General features: G+C 45.0%; 17 protein-coding genes and 1 tRNA gene. 11 read left to right on the top strand and 7 right to left on the bottom strand.

Going from position 1 to position 24,987, the window contains the following annotated elements; translation table 11 throughout:
* The first annotated feature begins 23 nt into the window (after positions 1-23).
* From H6F98_RS22215 to H6F98_RS22205, 3 genes are all read left to right on the top strand, one after another.
* Entirely contained in the window at positions 24-485 is a 462-nt protein-coding gene (locus H6F98_RS22215) for a tRNA (cytidine(34)-2'-O)-methyltransferase (protein WP_192220918.1), read from the top strand.
* A 1,026-nt stretch (positions 486-1,511) separates the two neighbouring features.
* Positions 1,512-4,193: a peptidoglycan DD-metalloendopeptidase family protein gene (locus tag H6F98_RS22210; protein WP_192220889.1), complete on the top strand. Its 2,682-nt coding sequence runs from the start codon at positions 1,512-1,514 to the stop codon at positions 4,191-4,193.
* A gap of 123 nt (positions 4,194-4,316) precedes the next feature.
* A tRNA-Met gene (locus H6F98_RS22205) sits at positions 4,317-4,389 on the top strand.
* Positions 4,390-4,508: 119 nt separating this feature from the next.
* Here the strand turns inward: H6F98_RS22205 and H6F98_RS22200 are convergent.
* The 3 genes from H6F98_RS22200 to H6F98_RS22190 form a co-directional block, all read right to left on the bottom strand.
* On the bottom strand, positions 4,509-4,688 hold the full coding sequence (locus tag H6F98_RS22200; RefSeq protein ID WP_192220888.1) for a hypothetical protein: 180 nt from the start codon (positions 4,686-4,688) through the stop codon (positions 4,509-4,511).
* A 152-nt stretch (positions 4,689-4,840) separates the two neighbouring features.
* Complete coding sequence (locus H6F98_RS22195) at positions 4,841-5,338, bottom strand: cupin domain-containing protein (RefSeq protein ID WP_192220887.1); 498 nt, start codon at positions 5,336-5,338, stop codon at positions 4,841-4,843.
* Positions 5,339-5,561: 223 nt separating this feature from the next.
* Entirely contained in the window at positions 5,562-7,124 is a 1,563-nt protein-coding gene (locus H6F98_RS22190; RefSeq protein ID WP_192220886.1) for a glycosyltransferase family 39 protein, read from the bottom strand.
* 233 nt (positions 7,125-7,357) lie between these two features.
* Between H6F98_RS22190 and H6F98_RS22185 the strand changes: the two genes are divergently transcribed.
* Both H6F98_RS22185 and H6F98_RS22180 read left to right on the top strand, forming a co-directional pair.
* Positions 7,358-9,064: a YfhO family protein gene (locus H6F98_RS22185; RefSeq protein WP_192220885.1), complete on the top strand. Its 1,707-nt coding sequence runs from the start codon at positions 7,358-7,360 to the stop codon at positions 9,062-9,064.
* Between the two features lie 216 nt (positions 9,065-9,280).
* Positions 9,281-11,131, top strand: a complete 1,851-nt coding sequence (locus H6F98_RS22180; protein WP_192220884.1) for a DUF6798 domain-containing protein — start codon at positions 9,281-9,283, stop codon at positions 11,129-11,131.
* 56 nt (positions 11,132-11,187) lie between these two features.
* Here the strand turns inward: H6F98_RS22180 and H6F98_RS22175 are convergent, their stop codons facing one another.
* Complete coding sequence (locus H6F98_RS22175) at positions 11,188-12,315, bottom strand: quinone-dependent dihydroorotate dehydrogenase (protein ID WP_192220883.1); 1,128 nt, start codon at positions 12,313-12,315, stop codon at positions 11,188-11,190.
* 99 nt (positions 12,316-12,414) lie between these two features.
* Between H6F98_RS22175 and H6F98_RS22170 the strand changes: the two genes are divergently transcribed.
* The 3 genes from H6F98_RS22170 to H6F98_RS22160 all read left to right on the top strand — a co-directional run bounded on the left by H6F98_RS22170 (position 12,415) and on the right by H6F98_RS22160 (position 18,297).
* Positions 12,415-15,285: a GAF domain-containing protein gene (locus H6F98_RS22170; RefSeq protein WP_192220882.1), complete on the top strand. Its 2,871-nt coding sequence runs from the start codon at positions 12,415-12,417 to the stop codon at positions 15,283-15,285.
* Positions 15,286-15,466: 181 nt separating this feature from the next.
* On the top strand, positions 15,467-15,898 hold the full coding sequence (locus H6F98_RS22165; protein WP_192220881.1) for an HHL1-like protein: 432 nt from the start codon (positions 15,467-15,469) through the stop codon (positions 15,896-15,898).
* 293 nt (positions 15,899-16,191) lie between these two features.
* On the top strand, positions 16,192-18,297 hold the full coding sequence (locus H6F98_RS22160; protein WP_192220880.1) for a M3 family metallopeptidase: 2,106 nt from the start codon (positions 16,192-16,194) through the stop codon (positions 18,295-18,297).
* A gap of 130 nt (positions 18,298-18,427) precedes the next feature.
* On the opposite strand, the gene H6F98_RS22155 is transcribed toward H6F98_RS22160, so the two are convergent.
* On the bottom strand, positions 18,428-18,667 hold the full coding sequence (locus H6F98_RS22155; protein WP_242058641.1) for a ribbon-helix-helix domain-containing protein: 240 nt from the start codon (positions 18,665-18,667) through the stop codon (positions 18,428-18,430).
* Positions 18,668-18,763: 96 nt separating this feature from the next.
* On the opposite strand from H6F98_RS22155, the gene map reads away from it, so the two are divergent.
* A complete protein-coding gene (map, locus tag H6F98_RS22150) occupies positions 18,764-19,591 on the top strand; it encodes a type I methionyl aminopeptidase (protein WP_192220879.1) in 828 nt (275 codons plus the stop codon).
* Between the two features lie 294 nt (positions 19,592-19,885).
* Positions 19,886-20,500 (top strand): Uma2 family endonuclease, encoded by a 615-nt coding sequence (locus H6F98_RS22145; protein WP_192220878.1) that lies wholly within the window; start codon positions 19,886-19,888, stop codon positions 20,498-20,500.
* A 92-nt stretch (positions 20,501-20,592) separates the two neighbouring features.
* Here H6F98_RS22145 and H6F98_RS22140 read toward each other — a convergent pair whose 3' ends face one another.
* Both H6F98_RS22140 and H6F98_RS22135 read right to left on the bottom strand, forming a co-directional pair.
* Entirely contained in the window at positions 20,593-21,801 is a 1,209-nt protein-coding gene (locus H6F98_RS22140; RefSeq protein ID WP_192220877.1) for a hypothetical protein, read from the bottom strand.
* A 743-nt stretch (positions 21,802-22,544) separates the two neighbouring features.
* A complete protein-coding gene (locus H6F98_RS22135; RefSeq protein WP_192220876.1) occupies positions 22,545-23,342 on the bottom strand; it encodes a peptidoglycan-binding protein in 798 nt (265 codons plus the stop codon).
* Between the two features lie 126 nt (positions 23,343-23,468).
* Between H6F98_RS22135 and H6F98_RS22130 the strand changes: the two genes are divergently transcribed.
* On the top strand, positions 23,469-24,734 hold the full coding sequence (locus tag H6F98_RS22130; protein ID WP_192220875.1) for an IS701 family transposase: 1,266 nt from the start codon (positions 23,469-23,471) through the stop codon (positions 24,732-24,734).
* Positions 24,735-24,987 lie beyond the last annotated feature (253 nt).

Here is a 24,987-nt window from a genome sequence, read left to right as displayed (position 1 = left end):
GTATTAACTATCTTAAGTCTGTCATGTTGAGGGTTGTCCTAGTTCATCCACAAATTCCGCCAAATACCGGGAATATTGCCCGAACCTGCGCGGCAACGGGTACTGAATTGCATTTGGTGGAACCGCTGGGCTTTGAAATTAGCGATCGCTACCTAAAGCGAGCGGGGTTGGATTATTGGCCCTTTGTTAACCTTCACTCCCATGACTCACTGGATACGTTTAAAGCAGTTCACCAGCAGCAGGGCGGACGCTGGATTGCTTTCAGCACTGCGGGAGCATCTAGTTATGTTAAGTTCCAGTTCCAAACAAATGACTGGTTATTATTTGGCAGTGAAACCACGGGTTTAGCACCGAATGTCATAGAAGCTTGTGATGCTAGTGTTTACATCCCCATGTCTCAGCCAGGGGTTCGCAGTCTAAATCTGTCTGTAAGTGTTGCGGCTGGCTTATTTGAAGCACGGCGTCAGCTTGGCTATTTGGAATAATCTGGGTTCAAGAATGTGAGGAGGCAAATACTATAACGGTTTCCTGGATTAATTCCTCAGTGATCACTTTCTCCTCATTCATTTGATGGAGTCTCGATTATCACTTTCAAGTGTTGTTCCGTAACGTTTGATGTTGCTTTACCTGCTGTTGATTCAACCCAGTTCATCCAACAGGATTCCTCACCTACATGACTTAATACTGTATCTACTTATACATACTAAGTGTATTTACTCTCGGCGTAGTTTATTGCAACTAATTAACTTTCAACATTTTGCTTTACCGCTTTGGTGCATTTACCTCTATGTGCAGAATTTTATGACACCTAATTCGGCTATGTACAATACGAAAATTATCAGGTAGTTATAAGAAATTTCTATGAAAAAGTCGAGAGGTTGCTTGGAGCTGATTGATAGATTTTTATCATCCCAACTCGGCAAGAGAAAATTGGGCGAAATAGGCTCCCCACAAGGAAAATCAGGATTTCAATAGTTTTTTGAGATTCGGACTAGTGGGCACTACGGGGGTTATATTGGTAAGCTTCTACGGTTGTTGTCTGGCATGGGAGTAGCGTAAAGTTCCGTCTGTGTTCACTTCTATTGCTAAACTAATCGGTTGCAGGATGTTTTTGATGGATTACGATTTGGCAAAGCGTTTGAGTTTTGTTTTGATCTCTAGTTGTCTTCCGGAGAAAAGCCTGCTCAGTCAGTATGTTCTATGCAGTAAGCCTTGGCAACAGCCGTGCAAATATCTACGGTGTCTCTTGTCAAAATATCTTTTTCCTGAGGTGCTTATAGATTGCTTCTTTAAGGGTGAATCGAGCGGTTGCGGTCAAGTACAGAATTTTATTGGTTCATGTCAACTTGATTTATTTCAAAAAGCAACTTGTCTAAATCAAAAAAGCAGGGTACTCTTGCCTAAGTATGCTTGTTGTCTGTGATTTAAATCACAACTTGAGGTGAGTTACCTCATTGACTGTAAAAAAATCAGGAACTGTTAAGCGCTCGTCACACACCAGGAGGTCGTTTTTGAAACGAACATTTACGCAGAAGGTTAAACAAGTTCCTTCGTGTGCAGCAGACTCCTTTGATGCATTATTAAAGTTCTATTTAGGGAAGCAGACGGTTGGTGGAGCAATTCCAACCGATGCCAACCGTAGAACTCGCACATCTGCTGCCATGATCGGATTGGCAATTTCTATGAGTGCGACTGGCTTACTCTTGCCTCAGCAAGGCGATGAAGCCATGGCAGTTGAGCCAGTTGCTGGAGAACCCAATCTATCAACCAGTCCCGTTGAGCCAAGTACGAGTATTTCGGCTGCACCAGTAGAGAAGGCAGAAGTCGTCGCTACCTCGATGACAACGCCCTCCGAAACCAAAGTGGTAAATGAGGGTAAGGCAACCCCATCACCAGTGGTTAAACATGCGGTGCAGGAAGGACAAACCCTATGGGGACTGGCACAAACTTATGATGTACAGCCAGAGGCAATCGCGGCTTCCAATGCCATCAAACCTAGTGCAGTTCTCCCAGTCGGACAGGAGCTCAAAATTCCGGCAGTGAACGGTATCGTTCATGAAGTGAAAGCAGGCGAGACTGCCGAAACATTATCTAAGTCTTATGGTGTGAAACCGACACAGTTGCACGCATCTGTGCCCGTGTCGGAGGTGAATCAACTAAAAGCGGGTGAATCTGTCACGGTTCCTGGCAATGTCAATGACTTGTTAAAGGCAAGACAAGACGTTGCTCTAAACAACTTGAAAGAGCGAGGGAACCGCTTAAATGACAGTCTGGCGGAGTTGAGGTCTGAGGAGTCTACCAAGTTATCGGAATCGGCAGAAGCATCACAGTCAGCCATAGCGGCTGAACCCATGACATCTGTGACTCTGCCACAAGAGGTTCTCAATCGTAAGGAGTCAGTTGCTGTCGCACCACAGCCTGTGGCAACGGCAGCAGCAAGTCCCATCGTTATCCCGGTGCCAACGCCAGAAATGGCAGTTACACCAAGCATTGAACTGAAGACGCTTAAGTCTTCCACTGCTCCCATCGTTATCCCGGTGCCGACACCAGAAATCGCGGCAACTCCGGTGATTGAACCGACGAAAGCTAGCAGCCGTATCAACGCGCCTCTGGTTCTCCCAGTACCAACACCAGAAATTGCGGCAACTCCGGTAATTGAACCAACGAAAGCTAGCAGCCGCACCAATGCCCCTCTGGTTCTCCCTGTGCCGACCCCAGAAATCGCGGCGACTCCGGTAATTGAACCAACGAAAGCTAGCAGCCGCACCAATGCCCCTGTGGTCATACCCGTACCGACCCCAGAAATTGCGGCAACTCCGGTGATTGAACCGAAAGCATCACCTGTCCCTAACCTAGCTGTTGAGCCGCTCAGAACCCCAGAAATTCTGGCAAGACCCCAAGCGCCACAACCAGTGGTTATGGAAACCTTGGTGGCAACCAATACCTCCAATGTCTATCAGGTTAAGCCCGGAGATACCCTAGATTCAATCGCCCGACGCAGTGGTATATCTCGCACAGAACTAATCCAAGCCAATCGGCTAAATAACCCAAACCTGATTCGCATCAACCAAGAGCTAAGAATTCCACAAACTAAGCCAACTGGTTCTGCTAATCAGCCTGTTACACTGCTCCCTGGTATCAACCCCAGAACCGATAGTTCTGCCCCTAGACAAGTGCAGCAAGGGGTCACCGTACCGACTCTTGCTGTTACAGCACGGCGCAACCAGGTTACACCTGTAGTACCCAGCGAACAGCTATCACAACCTCAATCCGCGCCCCGCACAATTTTGGCGCAATCTACCGCTGAAGAGGCACAAGCCCAAACTTCAGTAGTCGTCAACACTCAGGCAAGTCAAGCTGCTGACTCTCAATCCAATCCCTACGTTGAGAAACTCAGAGCTGATGTTCTCAAGCTTCGGGAAGAACTGCGGCAACAAAGAGAAGGTACTCAAGCCGCCGCACCGAGAGATATCCCAGTGCCTACTGTCACAGTGCCAGCGGCTTCAAGCCCAAACACCGCCTCTACACCTGTCCGGGTTAATCCAGAGTTTAATCCTGAGCGGTACAACGAAACCGCAGAGGCAAATCTTCAAAGACAGCAACAATGGCTCGCTAGCAAAGGACCGATTCAAATCGAAGTTCCTCCACCAGAGGTGGCTGACTCAGCCTCTGGTCGGGATCTGTTGGCAACAGCGCCACCGCCAGCAGGTGACTACAATCCGATGCTTCGACCACGGGTAGGGGAAACAGTTTCGCCTGAACTGCCTTCCCTCTCGGAACCGGGTAACTATCTGCCAGAAGACCCAACCCAGTTTAATGGCTTCATTTGGCCGGCAAAAGGGGTCTTAACCTCAGGGTATGGTCGGCGCTGGGGACGGATGCACAAGGGAATTGATATTGCTGCCTCTGTGGGTACACCTATTTTTGCGGCAGGCCCTGGTGTCATTGTCTCTGCGGGTTGGAACTCTGGCGGTTACGGCAACTTGGTAGAAATCCAGCATCCCGATGGCAGTCTGACCCTTTATGCCCACAACAACCGAATTTTGGTTCGTCGTGGTCAAGAGGTTGCACAGGGTCAACAAATCTCAGAAATGGGCAGCACGGGTCGCAGCACGGGACCTCACCTTCACTTTGAGCTACACCCCAATGGACGTGGAGCGGTGAACCCGATGGCTTATCTGCCAGGACGGTAGTTGATGATTCGATCTCTGTAAAAGGTGTGTTGTGGGGAGTCGAGCGACTCCCCACTTTATTATCTTGAGAGCTAGCAATTTTTCAAATCAATGTGTTAAATTAATAAAGTTGTCAAAAAGCTTGGCTCAGTAGCTCAGTGGTTAGAGCAGGGGACTCATAAGCCCAAGGTCGCAGGTTCAAATCCCGCTTGAGCCATTTCTCAAAACCCTTACATATTAAGATTTTTAGGGGAATGACCACTCTTGAAGTGTCGTTACCAATTGATCTAACTCCCTTGTTGGAGAGCAACAGCCCAACAGCGATTATTTTTGCGATCACAATTCTGCTTTGGGTCTTGCGTCCGGTAATGTATAGAAAACTTCTACCCAATTTCTTTGAGCATAGGTGATTACTATCCATTCGGCTGTCGCTGTGGTAATGATTGCGATCGCGCTAGGTCTGAGGAATTTTTTTAGAGGTTTGCTTAAATCTCCACGCGAGTGCCCATCATTCATTTTGAGGCTTACACATTTACTCCAATCTCTGCAATCTAGGGTAGCAGTCGAACATTCCTGGTTAGCGGTTGCAGAGATGTTTGAAATCTCACAAGCGGCTTTGGTAAATCCGCTTCACCAGGGTTGCTATGCCGCGACCACTTCAGCAGATATCAATCCTCAGTTGATTGCTTGCTGCTCCAAAAAAGTTGAAGCGCTGACTCATCAAATATGTAAGCTGACTCACCATCCTTAATCACTCGTTTACCAAGCCGAGGAAAAACGCCAACATCTAAGCGTCCTGCTTCTCCACCGATCAGGTATACAAGGTCTTCATCAAATGGATTACGAAGATGATGGGGTTGTTGAGGTAGCCCAAAGCCCATAAAGTCTCCTGGCTCGACCTCGTACTCCACATCTCCAATTTCCGCAATACCCCGACCCGACAAAATGTAAACCCATTCTTCTTCATTCTGGTGAGCGTGGAAGATGAAAGATTCCTTGCCTGATGGTACACGAGCAATTGTTACACCAATGCGTTTAAGACCGACAGCACGCCCCAAGAAGCGTAAATAAATTTCTGAATTGGGGTTGAGCGGATGATGAAACTCAAACGCATCCATTGAATTGATGTCTGATGCTTTCAGCAGAGAATGTTGTTCATCAGTCACGTTGATGTCCTCCTATCAAGTTGACAAAGGCTCTGAACACCACAATATAGCCTAAACCGTTTTATACATAGAGGGTAGTTGAACTAACAGCGTTCCACCAATCAACATCAATAAGACACCACCTGCTTTTATAAACAGACGATTTGCCCATAGTCCAATGTTCATCTTTAACCTCCGCCCCTATCAGAAACGCAATTTTATTTTGTGTGAGGCAGTCGAACACTTACTGTGTAGATGGCGTTACCAGAGTAAAGCCCTCAGCCGTACCAAGTACTACAGGATTTGGTAACGGCAGCGCTGACAACGTTGGCTGATCTAATAGCAGATAATGTTGAGTTGACAACAACTGTTGCAAAGTAGCTGTGTCTATGGGAATCACTCGGCGATCGCTATAAAAATCTAAACTAGGACGCCCATAACCAAAAGAGATATAAACAACTGCCCCAGCTTTCGTATGTTCTTGAATCAAAGCTGCCACTGGCTTCACTGAAAACGTTTCATTTAACTCCCAAACCCAGGATTGAGAAGTCATCAATAGCCCTAGCGCCAAGTACATTCCCACAAATAAAATCGGGATAAATGTCGGGTTATTCTGCTTGACGCGCCAAGCTGCAAAGCCCATAGTCAGCATCACAACCACGCTCATCACGATCAAAACAGGTTGCGGATCTGCCAAAACAAAGTAAACACAGCCTCCCACCCCCGCAACAGCCAGAAAGCTCAGGATACCAACAAGAATTCGAGGATAGCATTCGCGATTTTGCCACAACTGAGCCAGTTGAGCCGCAACAGCCAGTGAAAAGAAGGGGTAGACAGGCATGATGTACCAAGGAAGCTTTGTATTCATTACAGAAACTACTCCCAGATAGCCAACCGTGCCAATCAGAACAAGACAACCCCAACTGGTAGTGCGTTTTTGCCAAGCGAGATACAATCCTCCAGGCCAGAACAACAGCCAAGGAAAAGTGTATTTCAGTAACTCCACTAAGTAATACCAAGGGGGGCCACCGTGTCCCTCAACAGCTTGTGAGACGCGCTGTAAACCTTGAGACTGAAAATGAACCTGTAAAAAGCTGGCTCCATAATGCTGCCACTGGGCGGCATACCAAGCAACGGCAGGCAGATTGCCCAAGAGGATACCCAGCCAAAAATAAGGACTACTCAGTAATACCAGTTGTCGTTCTGCCAAGAGAAATGCAAATGCGATCGCGCCTAAAGGCACCACCAATATCCCTTTGGTAAAGCTGATGAGTCCCAGAAACAAGCCCGCACCCAGCGCCCAACGTCGCTCCTGACGACACTTGAGTAAGCACAGCAACAACAGCAGGAAAAAAGAAACTGCCATGCCATCCAGCATCGCCAAACGCCCATGACGCACAACAGGTAAAAGCGTCAAGTAAACACCAGCAGCAAAAACGGCTGGTAGACGTTGGAGAAAAACTTCTCGCCCCACAAGATAAAGCAGAGGAACTCCGCAAGCGCTAAAGAACGCACCTGGCAGACGTGTGGTGAATTCTTTCACGCCCCCAAAGCGGTAACTCAAGGCAATTAGCCAATCCATTAAAGGTGGTTTCAGAAGATACGGTTCCCCCTGAAGCGTAGGATGCAGCCAGTTTCCAGTACGGTAAATTTCTCTGGCTACTAAAGCACGAGTTCCTTCATCCCAGTCTCGTAAAGGTACGTTACCTAAACCAATGCTCCAAAGGGTAAGGGCTGCCACAAAAAAGCCGAATAGCCACTGCGCCTCTGTGAACGTGTGATCTGAGGTAACAGCAAATTTCCTCATATACGTTAAAATTACAACTTTCCTGTTTGTACCTGATCAAGCTACCTACTAAGCGAAAGTATCAGGCTTTTTCCAGTCCTCTTTAATTAACTGGCAATCAATTCAATACCTATTAACAATCTTATCTCCTGCTAAAGGTATATCTAGAGGGATTGGCTCAAGGAAAATCTCAACTTCACAGGTGCATAGCTACTAATTTTCAGGAAATTAATCTACTCAGGAGATTGATAGCAGTGTTAGTAACTAGAGCAAAACCTATAAATATTATTGCCTTTGCCGTAATCATTAGCATCGGTTTAATCCTTACCCTGCCAGCGATTGCTTATGGCATCTTTGGGGCACATGACATTTTAGTTCATTTAAATTGGTACAAATATTTTTCAGAGCAGCTCTGGGACAGTGAGCTTTATCCTCGCTGGTTACTCGGAATGAATTCTGGCTTAGGTAGCCCAACTTTTTTTTACTATGCTCCGATTCCCTATTACTTTACAAGTTTATTTTATTTCTTTAAGTTTGGTGAAGTTCCGATTTGGTCACAGCTAGTTTTTTCAGTTGCGTTAGCTCTGATTGCTTCTGGCTTTACAGCTTATCTATGGCTAAAAGATCTGACTAACCACAAAACTGCCTTAATTAGCGCTGTTATCTATATGACATTGCCATACCATTGGGCGATCGATATTTATTATCGTTTTGCCTTCACTGAGTATTGGACATTTGTCTGGATGCCTTTAATTTTGTATTTCAGCAGAAAGATAATTAAGGGTAGTCGATTGGCAGTGCCGGGATTTGCTGTTAGTTATGCTCTCCTAGTGATGACACATCTGCCGACTACACTAATGTTTTCGGCTTTCCCAATTTTCTATATAGTCTTTATGACACCGAGACGGCAGCGGCTCAATGTATTTACAAAAATGATTATTGCCGTCTTGCTAGGAATTGGGTTAGCAGCAATCTATCTATTACCAGCAATGACGATGCAGGAGTATGCATCTCTTAAGGAAATGGCTACGCGCCCCTTCTTTTATTATGAAAACAATTTTCTCTTAGAGTTTAATCGACTACTTGATAGAAGTAAAAACTTTGTTGTATTTAGAGTTTATTTAAGTATTCTAGTTGTTCTTATGGTAGGAGTTTTTTATTGCGCTTTCCAAATTGCTCGTAAAAGTATAAAAAAAGCAGTTAGGCGCGAGAGTACTTACTGGCTGATAGTTGCGATCGCTTCCAGTTTTATGACAATCCCCTTGAGTACTCCAGTCTGGAAACTATTACCGCTACTGCAAAAAGTACAATTTCCTTGGCGTTTTCATGTTGTGTTAACTGTTGCCACAACAGCTTTAATCGCAACAGCAATTTATTCAGTTAATCAGATAGGGAGAAGCTTTTCTAAAAAAACATCAACACTTGGCGGATTACTACTCATCACGACGTTATTCAGCGGCTTTATTATTACTTATATAAATATTGGTATACCGAATTTTCAAGTTGAACAAGAGTTTTTGCTGAGGGTAGATGCCCCAGAATATCGACCAGCATGGGTGTCCAAAGAGGTATTTGATCAGTATGTTGTTAGTCAAGTTTGGCAAGATTCTCCAAAGGCAGAAGTGACTACCGGACAGGGTAGCTTATCCATTCAGCAATGGCTGCCAAGAAAGATTCTTTTACAAACTAATGCCACAACAGATGTAGAACTAACGCTTAAGCAGTTTTACTATCCTGGTTGGACAGCGAGAATTGATGGAACCAATCAGCTACCACTCACACCTTCCCAGCCAGAAGGATTAGTGCGCCTCAAGGTACCTCGTGGTCAACATCAGGTAAGGGTAACACTAGAGGCAGGTGTGGAGGAACGTCTTGGTCAAGTAATTAGTGCAGTTTGTGTAGTGATTGTGCTGCTGTTGATTTCTGGATTTTGTCAGGTTAATCGGTCTGCTGGCAGCTAAACTCATCTTGAAGCTTTTATAGCAGAAAGCTGTCAGCTATCAGGCATCAGCTTTTGTTCTGACTCAAATGTTGTTTCACAGCTTTTAGCTGTACCTCATTTAACGGAGAACTACTATAAATGTAAAACTTTAGAAACTCAGCCAACTCCTGTGTTCTAACGGATGAAGCAACTCCTCTAAAATCCGCCTCCCTATCCCAATCCTTCGTTAAATTAAATGCATAATCATTCAAAACAAAGTTGGCAGTTAATCTCTGCTATCTACATCTTTGTAATAGTTGCTTCTCTACTTACCTATGGCTATCAGTTTCCCTCAGAAAATAATTATGTTGAATTTCCTCCTATCCTCTCTCTCTTGAATCCTGAATTGTATAAAAATGACTTTTATGTTCAAGAGATGATTAAGTTTAATCCTAGGTACTACTATAATCACCTAATATATTTCAGCACAAAATTAGGTTTAAATACGCCTACCAGTTATTTCTTATATTATAGTTTAGCTTTTTCTTCTTTTGTTCTCGGTTTATATACTCTTGGTAAACGTTTTGGTCAGTCCAAGTTAGCATCTGCTGTACTGGCTTTCTTGGGTTTATGTGCTGCTAATGGAACAATCGGCTTCGTCGATCTTTTTAGACCCGAACCTATCCCTGCTATTTTTGCAATGGGTTTTTCGATTTGGGGGATTTACTTTTGCCTTTGTCAAAGATGGATTTTCGGATATTTGTTTTTCGGGTTTGCTTGTCTGCTTCAGTTTTTGGTAGGTGTTCTGCCAGGGGGACTGATGGCTTCCTTGCTGATTCTTGATGCTAAAAAAAAGAACAATTTATCGATTCTGGTGTTACCGTTTCTCCTTTTAGGAATCCTGGCAAGTCTAGTCTACGTGCCAATGATGCTTACTGGTGATTCTAGTACTGGAACAATTACTAATGCTGAGTTTGTCTACATTTATGGAAAAATCCGCCATCCTCATCACATTATTTTCTCTACATTTGGTTTGAGGTCTTGGCTAAATTTCATTCTGTTCATGGTTGGCGGATTACTGTGTATCCAGAGTGCAGATTCGTTACACCCAAAAGATAAAAATAAGCTTTCTCTTGTAATTGCTACATCAGCTTTTGCACTCTTGCTGGGTTACATTTTTGTAGAACTATATCCTTTGGCATTCATTGCAAAATTACAGATAGCGAGAACAACTCCCTTTGCTCAATTGATGGTTCTCATTGCTATTAGTGTTCTTGTAGATGAACACTACAGACGTGGAAATATTGCTTTAAGTTTACTATTACTAATCACACCTCTTACCAAAGATGGGGGTATAGTTTTATTTGTCTTAGCTGGCAGTTTATGCGCTTTCAAAGCTACTCATCATTTACAGATATTGCGCTCTCGATTTGTAACTTTGGCTACAGTAGTAGTCTTACCATTATTATTGATAAATCACTCAGTTTCAGAGTCAGGGGTAGCTATAGCTGATGATGTAAACGAACAGTTTCTTCTCTTTTTGATTCTGGCTTTTCCTTTTTTTGTAGAAAAGATTTCCCAAGCTGCTCCTAAAAGCAAGGTAATCATCTATACACTGGCTTTCTGCTCTTGCCTAATCTTGTCTTTAGGATTGTTGAATGTTCTGCCAGAAAAGCTCTCAAATGTATTTAACAAAAGATTAGCTACCTACCAGATTTCAACAGATGAGGTGACAACATTAGCTTTACGATTCAAACAGTTAAGTAGTAAAGATGCCCTGATCTTAGTTCCGCCATCAAGCGATCAGTTTAGGTTTTATTCTGAAAGAGCCGTTGTCTTTGACTTTAGGAGCTTTCCCTATACAGTGCAGGGAATTCAAGAGTGGACAAACCGTTTGCAAGCTATCTTAGGTTCAGTGAAGGCTTCTGTAAGTAACTCAAATTTACTATATCGTCAACGTAGTAGTTCAGAATTAGTAGATGTCGCTCACCGATTCCAGGCAAACTATATTCTCACTCAAATTGACTGGCACCCAGATATTAAAGGGTTAGTAATAGATAAAGAGGGCAAGTGGTTCCTTTACAAGCTCAGCAAGGATAAGGGCTAAAATGCTTGGTTTTTATGTACGCTTCAGCTTCTAGATTTTAAATGAATACGTTTTTGTTAATCTTTCCAACCTACGGCTTCAGAAATTTTAGTCAATCCCTTCTCTTCCAGCTTATGCAGTAACCCTTCTAAGATTCGCCTTACCATCCACGGCCCCTCGTAAATCCAACCCGTGTAAACCTGAATCAGACTTGCCCCGGACGTAATCTTCTCCCAGGCATCCTCAGCGGTGAAGATACCTCCTACCCCGATAATCGGTAGTTGACCTTGAGTTTGTTGGTGGATGAAGCGAATCACTTGTGTAGAACGTTGACGTAGTGGTGCGCCACTAATGCCGCCAGCTTCTTCCGTTACGGATTTACCTGTTGCCTCGATTCGCTGAGTTTTGAGCATATCGCGGCGGATTGTTGTGTTAGTCGCAATAATTCCTGAGAGTTGGTAGTTTTTAGCGAGATTAAGGACATCCGCGATCGCATCCTCTTCTAAATCTGGGGCAATCTTTACCAGAATTGGCTTGAGTCCTTGATTTTCCTGTTGCAGAGCATCGACAATCTGACTTAGTTGAGTAGCATCCTGAAGCGATCGCAATCCCGGTGTATTCGGAGAACTCACATTAACCACAAAGTAATCGCCTAAATCCTTCAACAAGCGAAAACTTCCCAGATAGTCAGCCGCCGCGTCTTCGAGTGGTGTTACTTTAGATTTACCAAGATTGATGCCAAGCGGCACTGATCGCGGATACCCTAAGCGTTGCCCTAACCGGGTTGCCAGAGCCTCAGCACCTTGATTATTAAATCCCATCCGGTTCAATGCCGCGTTGTCGGCACTCAAGCGAAAGAGACGGGGACGGGGATTTCCTAGCTGCGCCTGAAACGTTACTGTACCGAGTTCCGCAAAGCCAAAGCCGAAAGCGCCCCAAACCCCAGCCGCTACCCCATCCTTATCAAATCCAGCCGCTAAGCCGAGAGGATTGGGAAATTTTAGCCCCCAAAGCGTTTGCTCCATTTCTGGAGAACGAAGGGAATAATTATGCTGTAACTGAGCTTGAACCCACTGAGTTAGAGGACGCTCACTCGTGCGTTCTAGCCAACCTAACGCCTGTAAAGTCCGTTGATGCAACCACTCTGGATCAGCTTTTAGGGCAGAAAATAAAATCGGACGAATACCAGCTTGATAAATATCCATGTAAACAAAGTTATGAGTATAAGTAGGGAGCAGCGTTTAAACAGACTTGCTATCCCACTCATAACTCATAATTCTCCCGCGTGAAGGGTTTTGATAATCATGGGGCAGCAACACCTACAACCGGACAACGAAAATCAACTCGTTGCCCTCGGACGAATCCTTCAAACATTAAGGGAAGAGGAGAATGCTGAAGTTCTCATTGAAACCACCCTCGATTACCTCGCCAACGAGTTCGACTACCGCTTGATTTGGATTGGTCTTTATGACCGCTTGGATCATCGATTAGTTGGTAAAGGGGGCATCACCCCAACAGGTGACATAACGTTTCTCAAGCAACGGTTTAACCTCAGTTCCGGTGACTTATTAGAGCAGGTAGTCATTGAGCAACGACCTGTAGGGGTTCCAGATTTGCAGCAAGAACTCCGTGCTGGAGACTGGCGGCGGGCAGCTCAAGAATTTGGGATTCAAGGCACAATAGTCTTCCCATTGCGCTACAAAGACCGCTGTTTTGGTGTAGTGTTGTTGGGTTCTGATCAGTGGGGTTTCTCGCCTCGTCCTGCTGAAAAAGCCCAGCTATCGCTTGTACTGGGAGGATTAGCTGCTGCTCTATACCAGATCGAAGCCGATTGGCAGCGTACCGCCACTAAGCGTCCTGACCAACACCTCTTCCAGGTACTCGACGAACTCCTGGAACTTCCCTCACTAACACTGCGCCTAGAGGCAGTAGTGAGGATGACCCAGGAATTTGTTGCACCGACACGCACCAATCTTTACTGGTATTCTCCAGAACGGCGGTACTTCTGGCACCGGATGGGTAATCGGCAGTCACTCGCTCGTTTGGCAGAATCCAGAACAACAACGGCAGGTTTAAAGGTAGCCGAAGCGAACGACTTCTATCAAGCGCTGGCTGCGGGTCAAATGGTTGCTATTGGCGCAGGGAGAAGCCTGCTAAAACCTGAAAGTATAGAACGTTTATTGGCACGGCTGCGAACTCGCTCCCTGCTAGCGGCACCGATTCAAGTGAATGGAGAATTACTAGGCTTTCTCGCCGTGGAAGATAGTGAACCCCGCATCTGGGAGCAGGGGGAAACAAGCTATGTTCGTGCTACGGCTCAGTTAATCGCACTAGTACAAGGAAATGAGGAACTCGAAGCCACACTTGAGCAAGCTCAAAAGGATACTCACTTTACAGCAGAGATTGCTCAAGCGATCGCTCGTAGCCACGATACCCCAACAGCACTCAAAGAGTGTGCTGATTTACTTGGCGATCGCCTTGATGCCGAACGTTTTTTAGTGCTACAAGAAAACGCCTTGGGCGAGTTTACCCTCGTTTTCGGAACACAACCCCCGAACCGCCGTTCCCTTACTACTTCCCTCGCACCTCTCTCAGCAGAAGATCGTCAGCTTTTCAAAGGTAGTGACGCGATCGCACTTGAAGACCTAGATTTAGAGTGGCGGCTAACTCCCTGGCGTAAAGTCTTAATCCAATTAGGTGTACGCTCAGCCTTGTTGATATCTCTTGGGCAATTAAACCTGAGTTCCCAACCCTTAAAAATAGACAACTCTAACCAAGAAGGACAAACAGAAGGTTTACTTCTACTTCTCCTCGGTCATAGTGCCCCCCGTACCTGGAACCACACCCAACGGGAATTGTTAAGCATTGCTGTGCAACAAATGAGTTTACTGTTCACAGTAGATCAGCTACAGGAAAACGCCAGATTGTCGCTGCTTGCTCACCAAACCCTACAAGCTGGACTTTCTACTCTCCAAGAAGCGCCCCTAGACCTACCCCTCTTTGACCACACTTGGGTACAGTATTTGGCGACACTGATGGAATGTCCTCTGGCAGTGCTACTCTCTTGGACACCTGAAAGTACTTCAGCAAGTGTTGCTGCTGTTGTTGCTGAGCCACGCTTTTCCTTCCCACCCGATTTAGCTATCCCGGTTGCCAGCAACAGCTTGATTCAAGAAGTCTTAGCAACTAATAGCTTCCTCTGCCGTCCACTCACTGCCTTGGATGCTTCTACTCGTAAGTGGTTGAGTAGTCCTGGTATTGGTCAGGTACTAGCGATCGCGCTCCATACAGGAGTAAAACCAACTACAGGAATTTTGCTCCTTGCCGATCACGAGAAACGTCAGTGGCCCTGGCATCTGCTGCTGCCTCTCGAAACTCTGACGACTCAGTTTACCTGGTTGCGCCACTACCGACACCGCCTCAGCCTCCATGCTCAAGATAGCGGAAACCTGCAAATCCTCAATTGGTATAAACATCGTTGCTTAGAAGCGCTTTATCACTCAGTCGTACAAAGTGTTAGAACCCTATTGGTGGAACCAGGGACATCACTACCGAATACGCAAGATTTTAATCAAGACACTTTGGGAGATTTCGGTGAAATAAATGCCACACCTACCCTAGATAGTGGTCAACCACTGCGATCAATCAGCCGCCAGCCTCTACTGCATCAGTTGGAACAGACGCTTACCCTACTGACACCAGTACTGAAGAAGGAACAGTGGCAACTACAAGTAAATCTACGTCCAGTGCCTCTAAGCCATTTGTTGAAGCGATCGCTTCGTTGTGTTGAACCCCTATATCACCAGCGCCAGATTATGCGAAAAGTCCATAACCTGGGCAACCAGAGCATTTATTGCGACGCTCTAAAACTTGAATGTATCCTTTTTGAACTTCTAATCACAGCCTGCTTCCATGCCCCACCTGGTAGTTGGATTAACCTCTGGTGCAACCCAACACCTCCCGACTCATCTCCAGCTTTACTGGAATTGTTGATTACCGAAAGCGGCTTGCTTGAGGACTGTTTAAAGACTCTCGCGGCTTCACCTTTAGCGCCATCGACGCTGAACCTGAAGATTTGCCGCGATATCCTTAGTGCTTGGGGAGGCGACCTTCAGTTCTATCCACTAAAAGGCGATCGCTTTTCCAGCCGCCTGCTTCTACCTTTACCAAAGTAAGGAATTCTACTAAGCCATAGCATTTCACTTCAGGACTTACGCTTTCTCCACCCTTGAAACCCCATTTGTAGGGGCTGTGCGCCCCTACCAGATATCGCTACCTTCCTCCTCTTCTTCCAACCTTCCAGCCATTATGAAAATAGTGTAAACTTCTGTTAAGACAGTAAAGGAGTACGCAACAGTGACAACCCAAATCGGATTTGGTAAGGTTCAACCGCAGAAGCAGACAGTCAAGAAAAATAAGGCAAAACGAACAGCGGCAGCCTCACAGTATAACGAGATGAAGAAGTCAGGGTTGCCAGAATTCAATATTTATGTACGCATCAAGGGGCAGAAAAACTGGTTTCCTGCTGGTTCAATGACCGTAAATCGTAGCAATCAGATTAACCAAGCTGTGTTTCAGCAAGAGGAAGAATTACTCAAAGGCGTTTTCCGCCTCTTCCCAAAGCTGCGTAAGCACCAAGCTGAATTGGAGTATGGGCATCGCCTTAAGGAATTCAACGATGAGCCAATTGTCGTAGCAACTCGTCCACAAGCGAACGTTGGGAACTTGATTCAAACTACAGTGGCTAGTGTGAAAGACCGATTCTCTTCTGTATTCAAGCGTGCTTAGAGCGTCAAACTCAATACTTCAATGGGGTTAGCGTAACTGCATAGTTACGGTTAACCCCTCAGCAACTTATAGAAAACTTCTCGATAATAAATAGCAGTGGTCTACTTGTATTGCCAGTAACGCTAATGCAAGGGAAACTGTGCAAGCCTAAAGCTTGACTAATGCTATTGGTTACTCAAGTTAAGTGTTCCTAACGATGATTCCGAAGTACAGGGATCACTGTCAAGTGGCAAAATAGACCATTTAATTAAAGAAAAGCCTTTAATCTGAGCCTCGGCAACAAACGACTGATTATGATTGCAAACGCGACTGCTATTGATAACCCTTTGTTAATTGGCAAGGGGCTACCTCCATTTGAAACCATTAAGCCAGAGCATGTAGTGCCTGCAATGACGCAACTACTGGCTGAACTGGATGAAGAACTTGCCAAATTAGAAGCGAAAGTAACGCCGACTTGGGACGGTTTAGTTGAACCGCTCGATCGCTTAGGCGAACGTCTAACTTGGACTTGGGGAGTGGTAAGCCACTTAATGGGTGTAAAAAATAGCCCAGAACTCCGCGAGGCTTACGAAACGGTGCAGCCCCAAGTCGTACAGTTTTCTAACAAACTCAACCAAAGCCAACCTTTTTACAAAGCGTTCAAAGCCTTGCGTGAAGGCGATGACTGGAGCAGTTTGGAGCCAGCGCAAAAGCGAATTGTCGAAGCGGCAATTCGAGATGCTGAGCTTTCCGGTGTTGGGTTAGAGGGGGAGAAACGTGATCGCTTTAACGCGATTCAACTTGAACTTGCAGAGCTTTCTACTAAGTTCTCTAACAATGTGCTTGATGCTACGAAAGCATTTAGCATGACCCTAACTAGCAAAGATGAGGTGGATGGTTTACCACCCAGCTTAACGAGTCTGGCGGCTCAAGCCGCTCGTGCGGCTGGAGAGGAAAATGCGACGGCGGAAAATGGACCTTGGCGGATTACCCTGGACTACCCCAGCTATGTTCCCTTCATGCAGCACAGCACTCGTCGTGACTTGCGAGAAAAGCTCTACAAAGCCTTTGTCAGCCGTGCTTCTACAGGTGAGTTGGATAATACTCCACTAATTGAGCGGATTTTAGAACTGCGTAAAGAAAAAGCAGCGCTATTGGGTTATGAGAGTTTTGCCGAATTGAGCCTAGCCAGTAAAATGGCTCCTAATGTTGAGGCAGTGGAGGGACTGCTGGAGGAACTGCGTCGTGCGAGTTATGAGGCTGCTGTTAAAGATTTAGAAGAGTTAAAAGCTTTTGCGGCTGCTAAGGGGGCTGAGGAAGCCAACGACTTAAAACACTGGGACATCAGCTTTTGGGCAGAACGCCAGCAGGAAGAAAAGTTTGCCTTTAGTGCAGAGGAATTGCGCCCCTACTTCCCCTTGCCCCAGGTGCTGGATGGGTTATTTAGCCTAGTGAAGCGGCTCTTTAGTGTTACCGTAACAGCAGCAGATGGTACTGCCCCTGTGTGGCACGAAGATGTCCGTTATTTCCAAATTGCCGATGAGACAGGCACCCCAATTGCTAACTTCTACTTAGATCCCTATAGCCGTCCTGCTGAAAAGCGGGGTGGTGCTTGGATGGATGATTGTATTGGTCGTGCCAAAATTTATGAAAATGGCACATCCACGACACGCTTACCTGTAGCGTACTTGGTATGTAACCAAACTCCTCCCGTTGATGGGAAGCCTAGCCTGATGACCTTTAATGAAGTGGAGACGCTCTTCCACGAGTTTGGTCATGGCTTGCAGCACATGCTGACGAAGGTGGATTATGCTGGGGCATCCGGCATTAACAATGTAGAGTGGGATGCCGTGGAACTGCCTAGCCAGTTTATGGAAAACTGGTGCTATGACCGTCCTACACTTATGGGAATGGCGAAGCATTATGAAACGGGTGAGCCTCTGCCAGAGCATTATTACCAAAAGCTGTTGGCAGCACGTCATTACATGAGTGGTAGCACAATGTTGCGGCAGTTGCACTTTAGCTCTATTGATTTGGAATTGCACCATCGTTATCTGCCAGGTGGCAATGAAACGGCGGTTGATGTGCGTAAGCGCATTGCGAAAACGACAACGGTTTTGCCACCCCTGCAAGAAGATAACTTCTTGTGCGCGTTTGGGCACATTTTTGCAGGTGGGTATGCAGCGGGTTATTACAGCTACAAATGGGCGGAAGTCCTCAGCGCTGATGCCTTTGCTGCCTTTGAAGATGCTGGCTTAGACAACGAAGAAGCGATCGCAACTACAGGCAAGCGCTACCGTGATACAGTCCTTGCTCTTGGTGGAAGCTTGCCTCCAATGGAAGTCTTCAAGGCATTCCGGGGACGGGAACCGAGCACTGAGCCTTTACTCAAACACAGTGGACTTGTCACTGCGTCTTAGCATCGGGAACATCTCACATCGCCTATTTAACTAATCGGTTTTAGGAGAAGGGGAAGGGTGAAAGGTAAAAACCTTTTCCCCTTCCCCTTTCACCTTTTTCCAATCAGCGTATATTGCTTTCTTGCCGAATTTATCTAGCTGCTGTCTTGCCATTAGTGGCTAAACCCACCAGTTCTGCGGTTTCTGCACTTGTTGTTGTTGAAGAATTCTGACGCCGCTCTTCGAGTGCATTGCCAATTAACTTCAAGAGTATCCAAGAAACTGAGCGTTCTTCGTCCTCCGCCCACTCTTCAAGCTCTTTTTTCCACTCTGGGGGAATGTAGGTTGTCACACCAGCCAGTGAAGTTTTACCGCCCATGCGAGTTTCCATAGTGTATTTCCTTCACATATAGTAACGCCTTGCCTTATAGTTTTGCACGAGATGCTAAGCCATGCTACATTAGCCTAACCTAGCAACGTAAAATCAATGAATCTTCTCAGCGAACTCCTTTCCCAATCCCCTCAACCTTCCCCTACCAAAAAGCAACGCCGTGGGATCGAAATCAAGTCACAACGAGAAATTGCAATTATGCGTGAGGCAGCACAAATTGTTGCAACAGTGTTGAAAGAAATTTCCGAGCAAGTTAAGCCAGGGATGACGACAGGTGAGTTAGATGCTTATGCCGAGAAACGCATCCGGGAAATGGGCGCAGTTCCTAGCCTCAAAGGATACCAAGGATTTCCTGCTACCCTCTGTACCAGTATTAATAACGAGGCTGTACACGGCATTCCCAGTCCCACGCGAGTCATTGAGTCAGGTGATGTTCTGAAGGTGGATACCTGTGCTTACTATCAAGGGTTTCACGGTGACTCTTGCGTTGCGATCGCAGTGGGTGAGGTTTCTCCGGAAGCCGCAAAATTAATTCGTGTAACTGAGGAAGCGCTTTATATTGGTATCGAGCAAGTCAAAGCCGGAAATTATCTCATGGATATTGCTGGTGCTGTGCAAGACCATGTAGAAGCGAATGGCTTTAGCATCATAGAAGATTTAACAGGTCACGGTGTCGGACGGAACATACACGAAGACCCTTCTGTATTCTTTTTCCGTACCCGCCAGATGCCAAATGTGAAGCTTCGAGCGGGAATGACAATAACACTTGAACCAATTGTGAGTGCAGGTTCCAAGCACACGCAATTGTTACCGGATGGCTGGACTGTAGTAACGGCTGATCATTCTCTAGCGGCTCAATTTGAGCATACAGTACTCGTGACTCAAGACGGTTGCGAAATTTTGAGCGATCGCATGAAGGTCTAGTTTAGTGCATCCAATTTTTTTGCTCCAGCAAGGGTGATTGTAATACCGGAGTTAGGGGTTCTCCTGGGGAGTACGAGACACTACTCGCGTTCGCGCAGTGCCGGAGGTGATTGAAGAGAAAGCCTATAGAATCTGTTAGTTACTTCCATTCCGGCCTAAGACTCTGTAATTAAAACCTAGCACTGATAGGCATTTCAGCTATTATCGATACCTAATCTTATAGTGGGAAGGGAGTAATAGGGTAGGTAGGCATCATTCACCCAAACCCTATTGTGTAAGAGGTAAGAGGTCAATATGGTAAAGACACCCACCAGTCCAGAAACCGACACCCTATCAATTGAGTTGCCTAAGACAATTGGGCTGTACGTTACCCAGGAACAGTTTGCCGCTTTGGCAGCAGCAAACCGAGACTTAGAACTGGAAAGAACCGCACAAGGAGAGTTGATAGTGAACCCACCAACAGGCTGGGAAACTGGAGAGCGCAATTGCAGTGTTACTGGAGAGTTGTATTTGTGGTGGCGTAATGCGGGTGAACCGGGTAAAGTCTTTGACTCCTCGACTGGCTTCATTTTACCCAATGGTGCGACTCGCGCCCCTGATGCCTCTTGGGTGAGTGGAGAACGTTGGCAGGTGCTTACTCCAGAACAAAAAGGAACGTTTGCTAGTATCTGCCCGGATTTTGTGGTTGAGTTACGCTCTAGCTCAGATAGCCTTAAGTCCCTGCAAGATAAAATGAGAGAGTATATCGACAATGGCGCAAAACTTGGCTGGTTAATCGATCCGCAGCAGCGACGGGTGGAAATTTATCGACCGGGTAAGGATGTGAACGTGTTGGAGAATCCGGCTGAATTATCGGGTGAAGGGGTGTTACCGGGTTTTGTATTGAATTTACGTCGGGTGTGGAATTGAAAGTGGGGTTATGTCGTGATGAGAACCCTATTCCTGACTTCAGCCAAATGGAAATGGTCGTTACACTTTTTTGCAGTTGAGGGATGTTGATGTTAAATGCGATCGCTTTTGACATCAAGCTCTTGTTGTATCTTCGACTTGGTTTCCACTTGCAACAACTTCTCAAGTTTTTGTTTAACCATGCCAACCGAATCCTTGAGTTCCTCTTTAAGCCTTTGACTAAAGCTCTTAAACGTTCTTCCTGAGTCCCTAATTTCTTGTTGAACGGTTACGCTCAAGATTTCTATTTCTTTTTGAATGACTTCAACAGAAGAACTCACTCGCTGCTGAAGCAACTCAGCCGCACTTTTACGGTCAGTGTTGGCAAGCAATTCCTGACGGATTGCTTGCGTGATATTATTAAACTCTTGCTGAACGGCTTGGAGAGAAACATCAAACTGTTGTCGAATCGCCTGACTAGACTTGTTTGTACTGACTTCATCGTCCTCATCGTCTTGTTTAGCGATTTGATTTAACTCTTCCACTTCCTTTTGCACCATTCTTCGGTAACTTCTGATAGATTGGTAAAGTTCTCGCACCCAATAAAAGGATTCGATTTTGACTTCTTTAATCACAGTATCAGCTTTCTCTAAGACTAAATTGTTATGCTGACCTAAGAAGTCCGAGGTTTTAATCGTTGGATTGTAAACTTGAAAAATAGTTCCTGGTAAAAACTTATCCCCCAACACATAAGGAACAAAGTCAACTGGATTTATATAGTGAAAAATTGCGACTTCTCCCTGGTAGTTTTCAAATTCTTGGGATGAGATACCTATAGAATTGAACGTAATAAGCGAATCAATATACTCTGGAACTTCTACTGCCAGTTGTTGTGCGACTTTTCCACCTAAACTCTGACCTACTACATCAGGCTTTTCTCCTTTACTTACCTGATTTCGTAACCATTCGATTACTCCAATTTTTTTAGCGGCTTGGAGATGACTGTCTGACTGAGTCATTACAACATCTGAAATATCCTTGTAGGGCAAAAATTCTCTAGGAAAGTCTTCCAGACTGCCCCAGTTACCAAATCCTCGAATTACCAAAACAGGAGGATTTTTTCCGCTTGTTGATACTGAACCAAGCGCATAAAAGCCTGAATCCTTATCCTGAAAAATCTCTTCAACTTGGTACTCTCCTAAGAGAATTTCACCTGGATAATGTTTATTACTATAGACAGAATAATTCTTGCCGGGTTTGGCGAGCTTTTCATAAAGCTTATCACGCTGATATCTGGCTGTTTGCTGATTTAGACTAGACAATAACGCTTCCTTTTTGAGTTATAAAATCTCCAAAGTTACTCCTATAAAGAATTAGGACTCGCTAGAAGGCGCACCCCCATTGCGATGCACCCAAAGGTCTTGCACCGAATATGCGATCGCCCCTATCTCTATAGACTAGCCCTATGTGGCATATCAGATAATTTAAACTTCCGCCCCATATACCTCGGCTACCACGCTACTAATAGAAATAGGACTTACGCATTTTCTGCTTGAACACACACTTTAGGGGGGGCAATTCATAAGTTTCCCGACATAAGTGGATGTCGTAGCGAGTTACGTAAGTCCTAAGAATCTCAATGGACATAGATAAGTGTAATGATCTGTTTGGAAAACTGGTCACTGATGGGCACAAATTGATTTAAGCTGTATGTGCCAGTTAGTTTCCAACTTTATTCTCGTTGAACAAAACCAACTGTAAAAGGAGAATAGTTAGCTGAACTCAAGGTGCTTGCAATGCTTGATTTTATGTGGGTTTTCCAGTAAAGGTCAGAAATAGTTAATTAAACTAGCCAGTTTCTATTTCTGTGTTCGGGCGGTTCGAGAGAGAATAAAAATCTGAACTGGCTTATCGCTTTGATACCAGGTGGCTTGAGGCAACTACCTATTTCCCCTCTGTTACCTTGCCTAGTGTTGGTTCGTATAGCACACTTAGCTTGCTTAGGACAGCTACCGTCACTTAAGTAAGAACTACGACTGCGTACCACAATGTGGTTGCTCTAGAATCAATCAAAGGTAACATTTATTTCTTTTGTCGTCTTTTTGCCATTTTGCTTACCAGTAGCGACCACTTTATATTTTCCTGTTGGCAAACTATCAATAGACTTAGAGTAGTTCTCATTGAGAATATCATCGAATGATTTAACAACTTTACCCTCTGAATTGATGATTTGAATCTTTAATTGAGTCCCAAGGTCAAAAGATTCAATGGGAACCCGAACGCCTTTGTTGATGATAATGGAAACATGGACTCCTTCAATGATTTTACTATTTTCTGAACTAGAAGTGCTTTTGGAAGTATTTCTTACACCTGGTACAACAACCGCAAATATAAATCCCAAGGTTATAAATCCTATAGCAAGCTCACCTATAGTAATATCACCAAAGATGGTACCTGAAGCCTGAGCTAGGGTTGTACTCGAAGACAAGGGCAACCTGTTCTGAAGTCGTAACTGTGTGTTGTCTCCAGCAATACCATCTACAGCTAATCCATTCTGTTGCTGGAAATTTTCGATAGCGGACTTGGTCAAGTCACCATAGAATCCATCCACCGGTCCACTGTAGAAACCCTGAGATTGGAGATTGTTCTGGAGAACAAGTACTTCACTACCACGATCTCCGAACTGGAGTAGTGGAACGCTATTAGCGGAAATCGAGATAGATAGACCATATACGAGCAACAGCAGATGTTTGGTAATTTGACTAGCGAACTTTGCACTTAATTTGAAGTAGTTAACAGGTAAAGATTGCTTCCGCCTAAAATCCTTAGAGGATTTTGGAAGCTCAGAGAAACGATTTCTCATAGCAGGAGTGGGACATGCGCCAGTTGCTTTGAAGCAAGAAGAAGCCTATCGGGACTTAAACGAAAAACAAGAGCTAATGAGAGTATAATACTGGCAGAGAAAGCCTCTCACGTCGAGGTCTGAGTCATGAAAGAGACAACTCCCGCCGCTATGCCCCCTTGCTTCGACAGATGGTGTAAACGCTTTGATGATATCTTTAGCCATCAAGCCCAAAAACGGGAGTTTAGGAACTATGTAGGCGGATTATTAGGGGAAAGCGAACGAAAAAACCTCTCTCAAATGGCGAATAACGCTGTGGGGGTGACTTACCACAGATTGCACCATTTTTTGACAGAAGCCCCTTGGTCAGCGCCAGAGGTCAATGAGCGTCGCTTACAAGTCATGAACAAGTGTAGTCAAACAAAGATCAGTCGAGGATTTACCCTAATCCTTGATGATTCAGGACATAGGAAGAGTGGCAATTTTACGGAGGGAGTAGGGCGGCAATACATTGGAGAAATTGGGAAAACTGACAATGGGATAGTGGTAGTAACCACTCATCTGTATGATGGCTCAAAAAGCTTGCCTTTAGATATAGAGTTATATCAACACGCCAGTTCTTTGCCTGAAGGAAAAAAAGACTTTGAATTTAAGAAGAAGCCAGAGTTAGGATTAGCTTTAATTGACCGAAGCTTAGACAGAGGATACCGACCCGGTCTCGTGCTGATTGATGCTGGCTATGGAAATAACACGACCTTTCTCCTTGAACTGGAAAAAAGGAAACTCAAGTATCTAGGAGGAATCGCCAAAAATCGAAAGGTAATTATTGCATCTGTTGGTGGTACTTTTAAAGAAATACGTTTAGATAATTTAGCTAAATCATTACCTAGCAAGGATTTCACCCCTATCCAGCTCAATTTAGAGAAAAAAAAGACTGTATGGGTGGCATCTATTGAAGTTGAACTATCACGCCTCGAAGGGAAGAGAACAATTGCTATCGTCATGAATGCCTCAACATTTGATGAAGCCAGTGATATTGATTATTTTATTACCAATGTTGACGGCTCAACAGCGACATCTGAGTGGATAGTAACTACCTATTCTCAAAGGAATTGGGTAGAAGTTTTTTACCGGGAAGCTAAAGGTTGGTTAGGACTTAAGGAATATCAAGTTAGAGACAAACGCAGTCTCTTGAGACATTTCATTCTAGTTTTCTGTGCCTATACTTTTATTTTATGGCACACCTTAACAGGAGGACTCAGACGCAGGTGGGCAAACAAACCTTTAAATACCTTTCCTGAAGCTTTAGAGGCATTTCGTACAGCAATATCTTTTCGTTTTATCGAGTGGTTGAACCATAATCGGGACGTATTCTTAGCTTATAAAGCTAGTTTGGGCTTTGTTTGGGCTTGATATTTGTTTAAGTCCCGCTATAAGGCTTCAGCAGGAGCAGGAGAGCTTTTGACTGCATCTGGGTAAGTTTGAGCGTTATACCTATGAGCGCATTAGCAAAGTAAGAGTTTAAAATCCAGTGACTGTAGCCATTGCTCCATAAAACACTTTGTAAGGAAGAACATAAAATTCGTTTTCTTAGACCTAAAGCTGTGCTACAAATACTGCTAGAAAAAAGCTTTCAGATATTAATTCTTCATGAATCATCTTTATC

It is taken from the genome of Microcoleus sp. FACHB-SPT15, assembly GCF_014849525.1.
GTDB lineage: Bacteria > Cyanobacteriota > Cyanobacteriia > Cyanobacteriales > Coleofasciculaceae > Symplocastrum > Symplocastrum torsivum.
The sequence above is the reverse complement of the archived record's forward strand: the minus strand, read 5'-3'. Positions and strand labels throughout refer to the sequence as shown.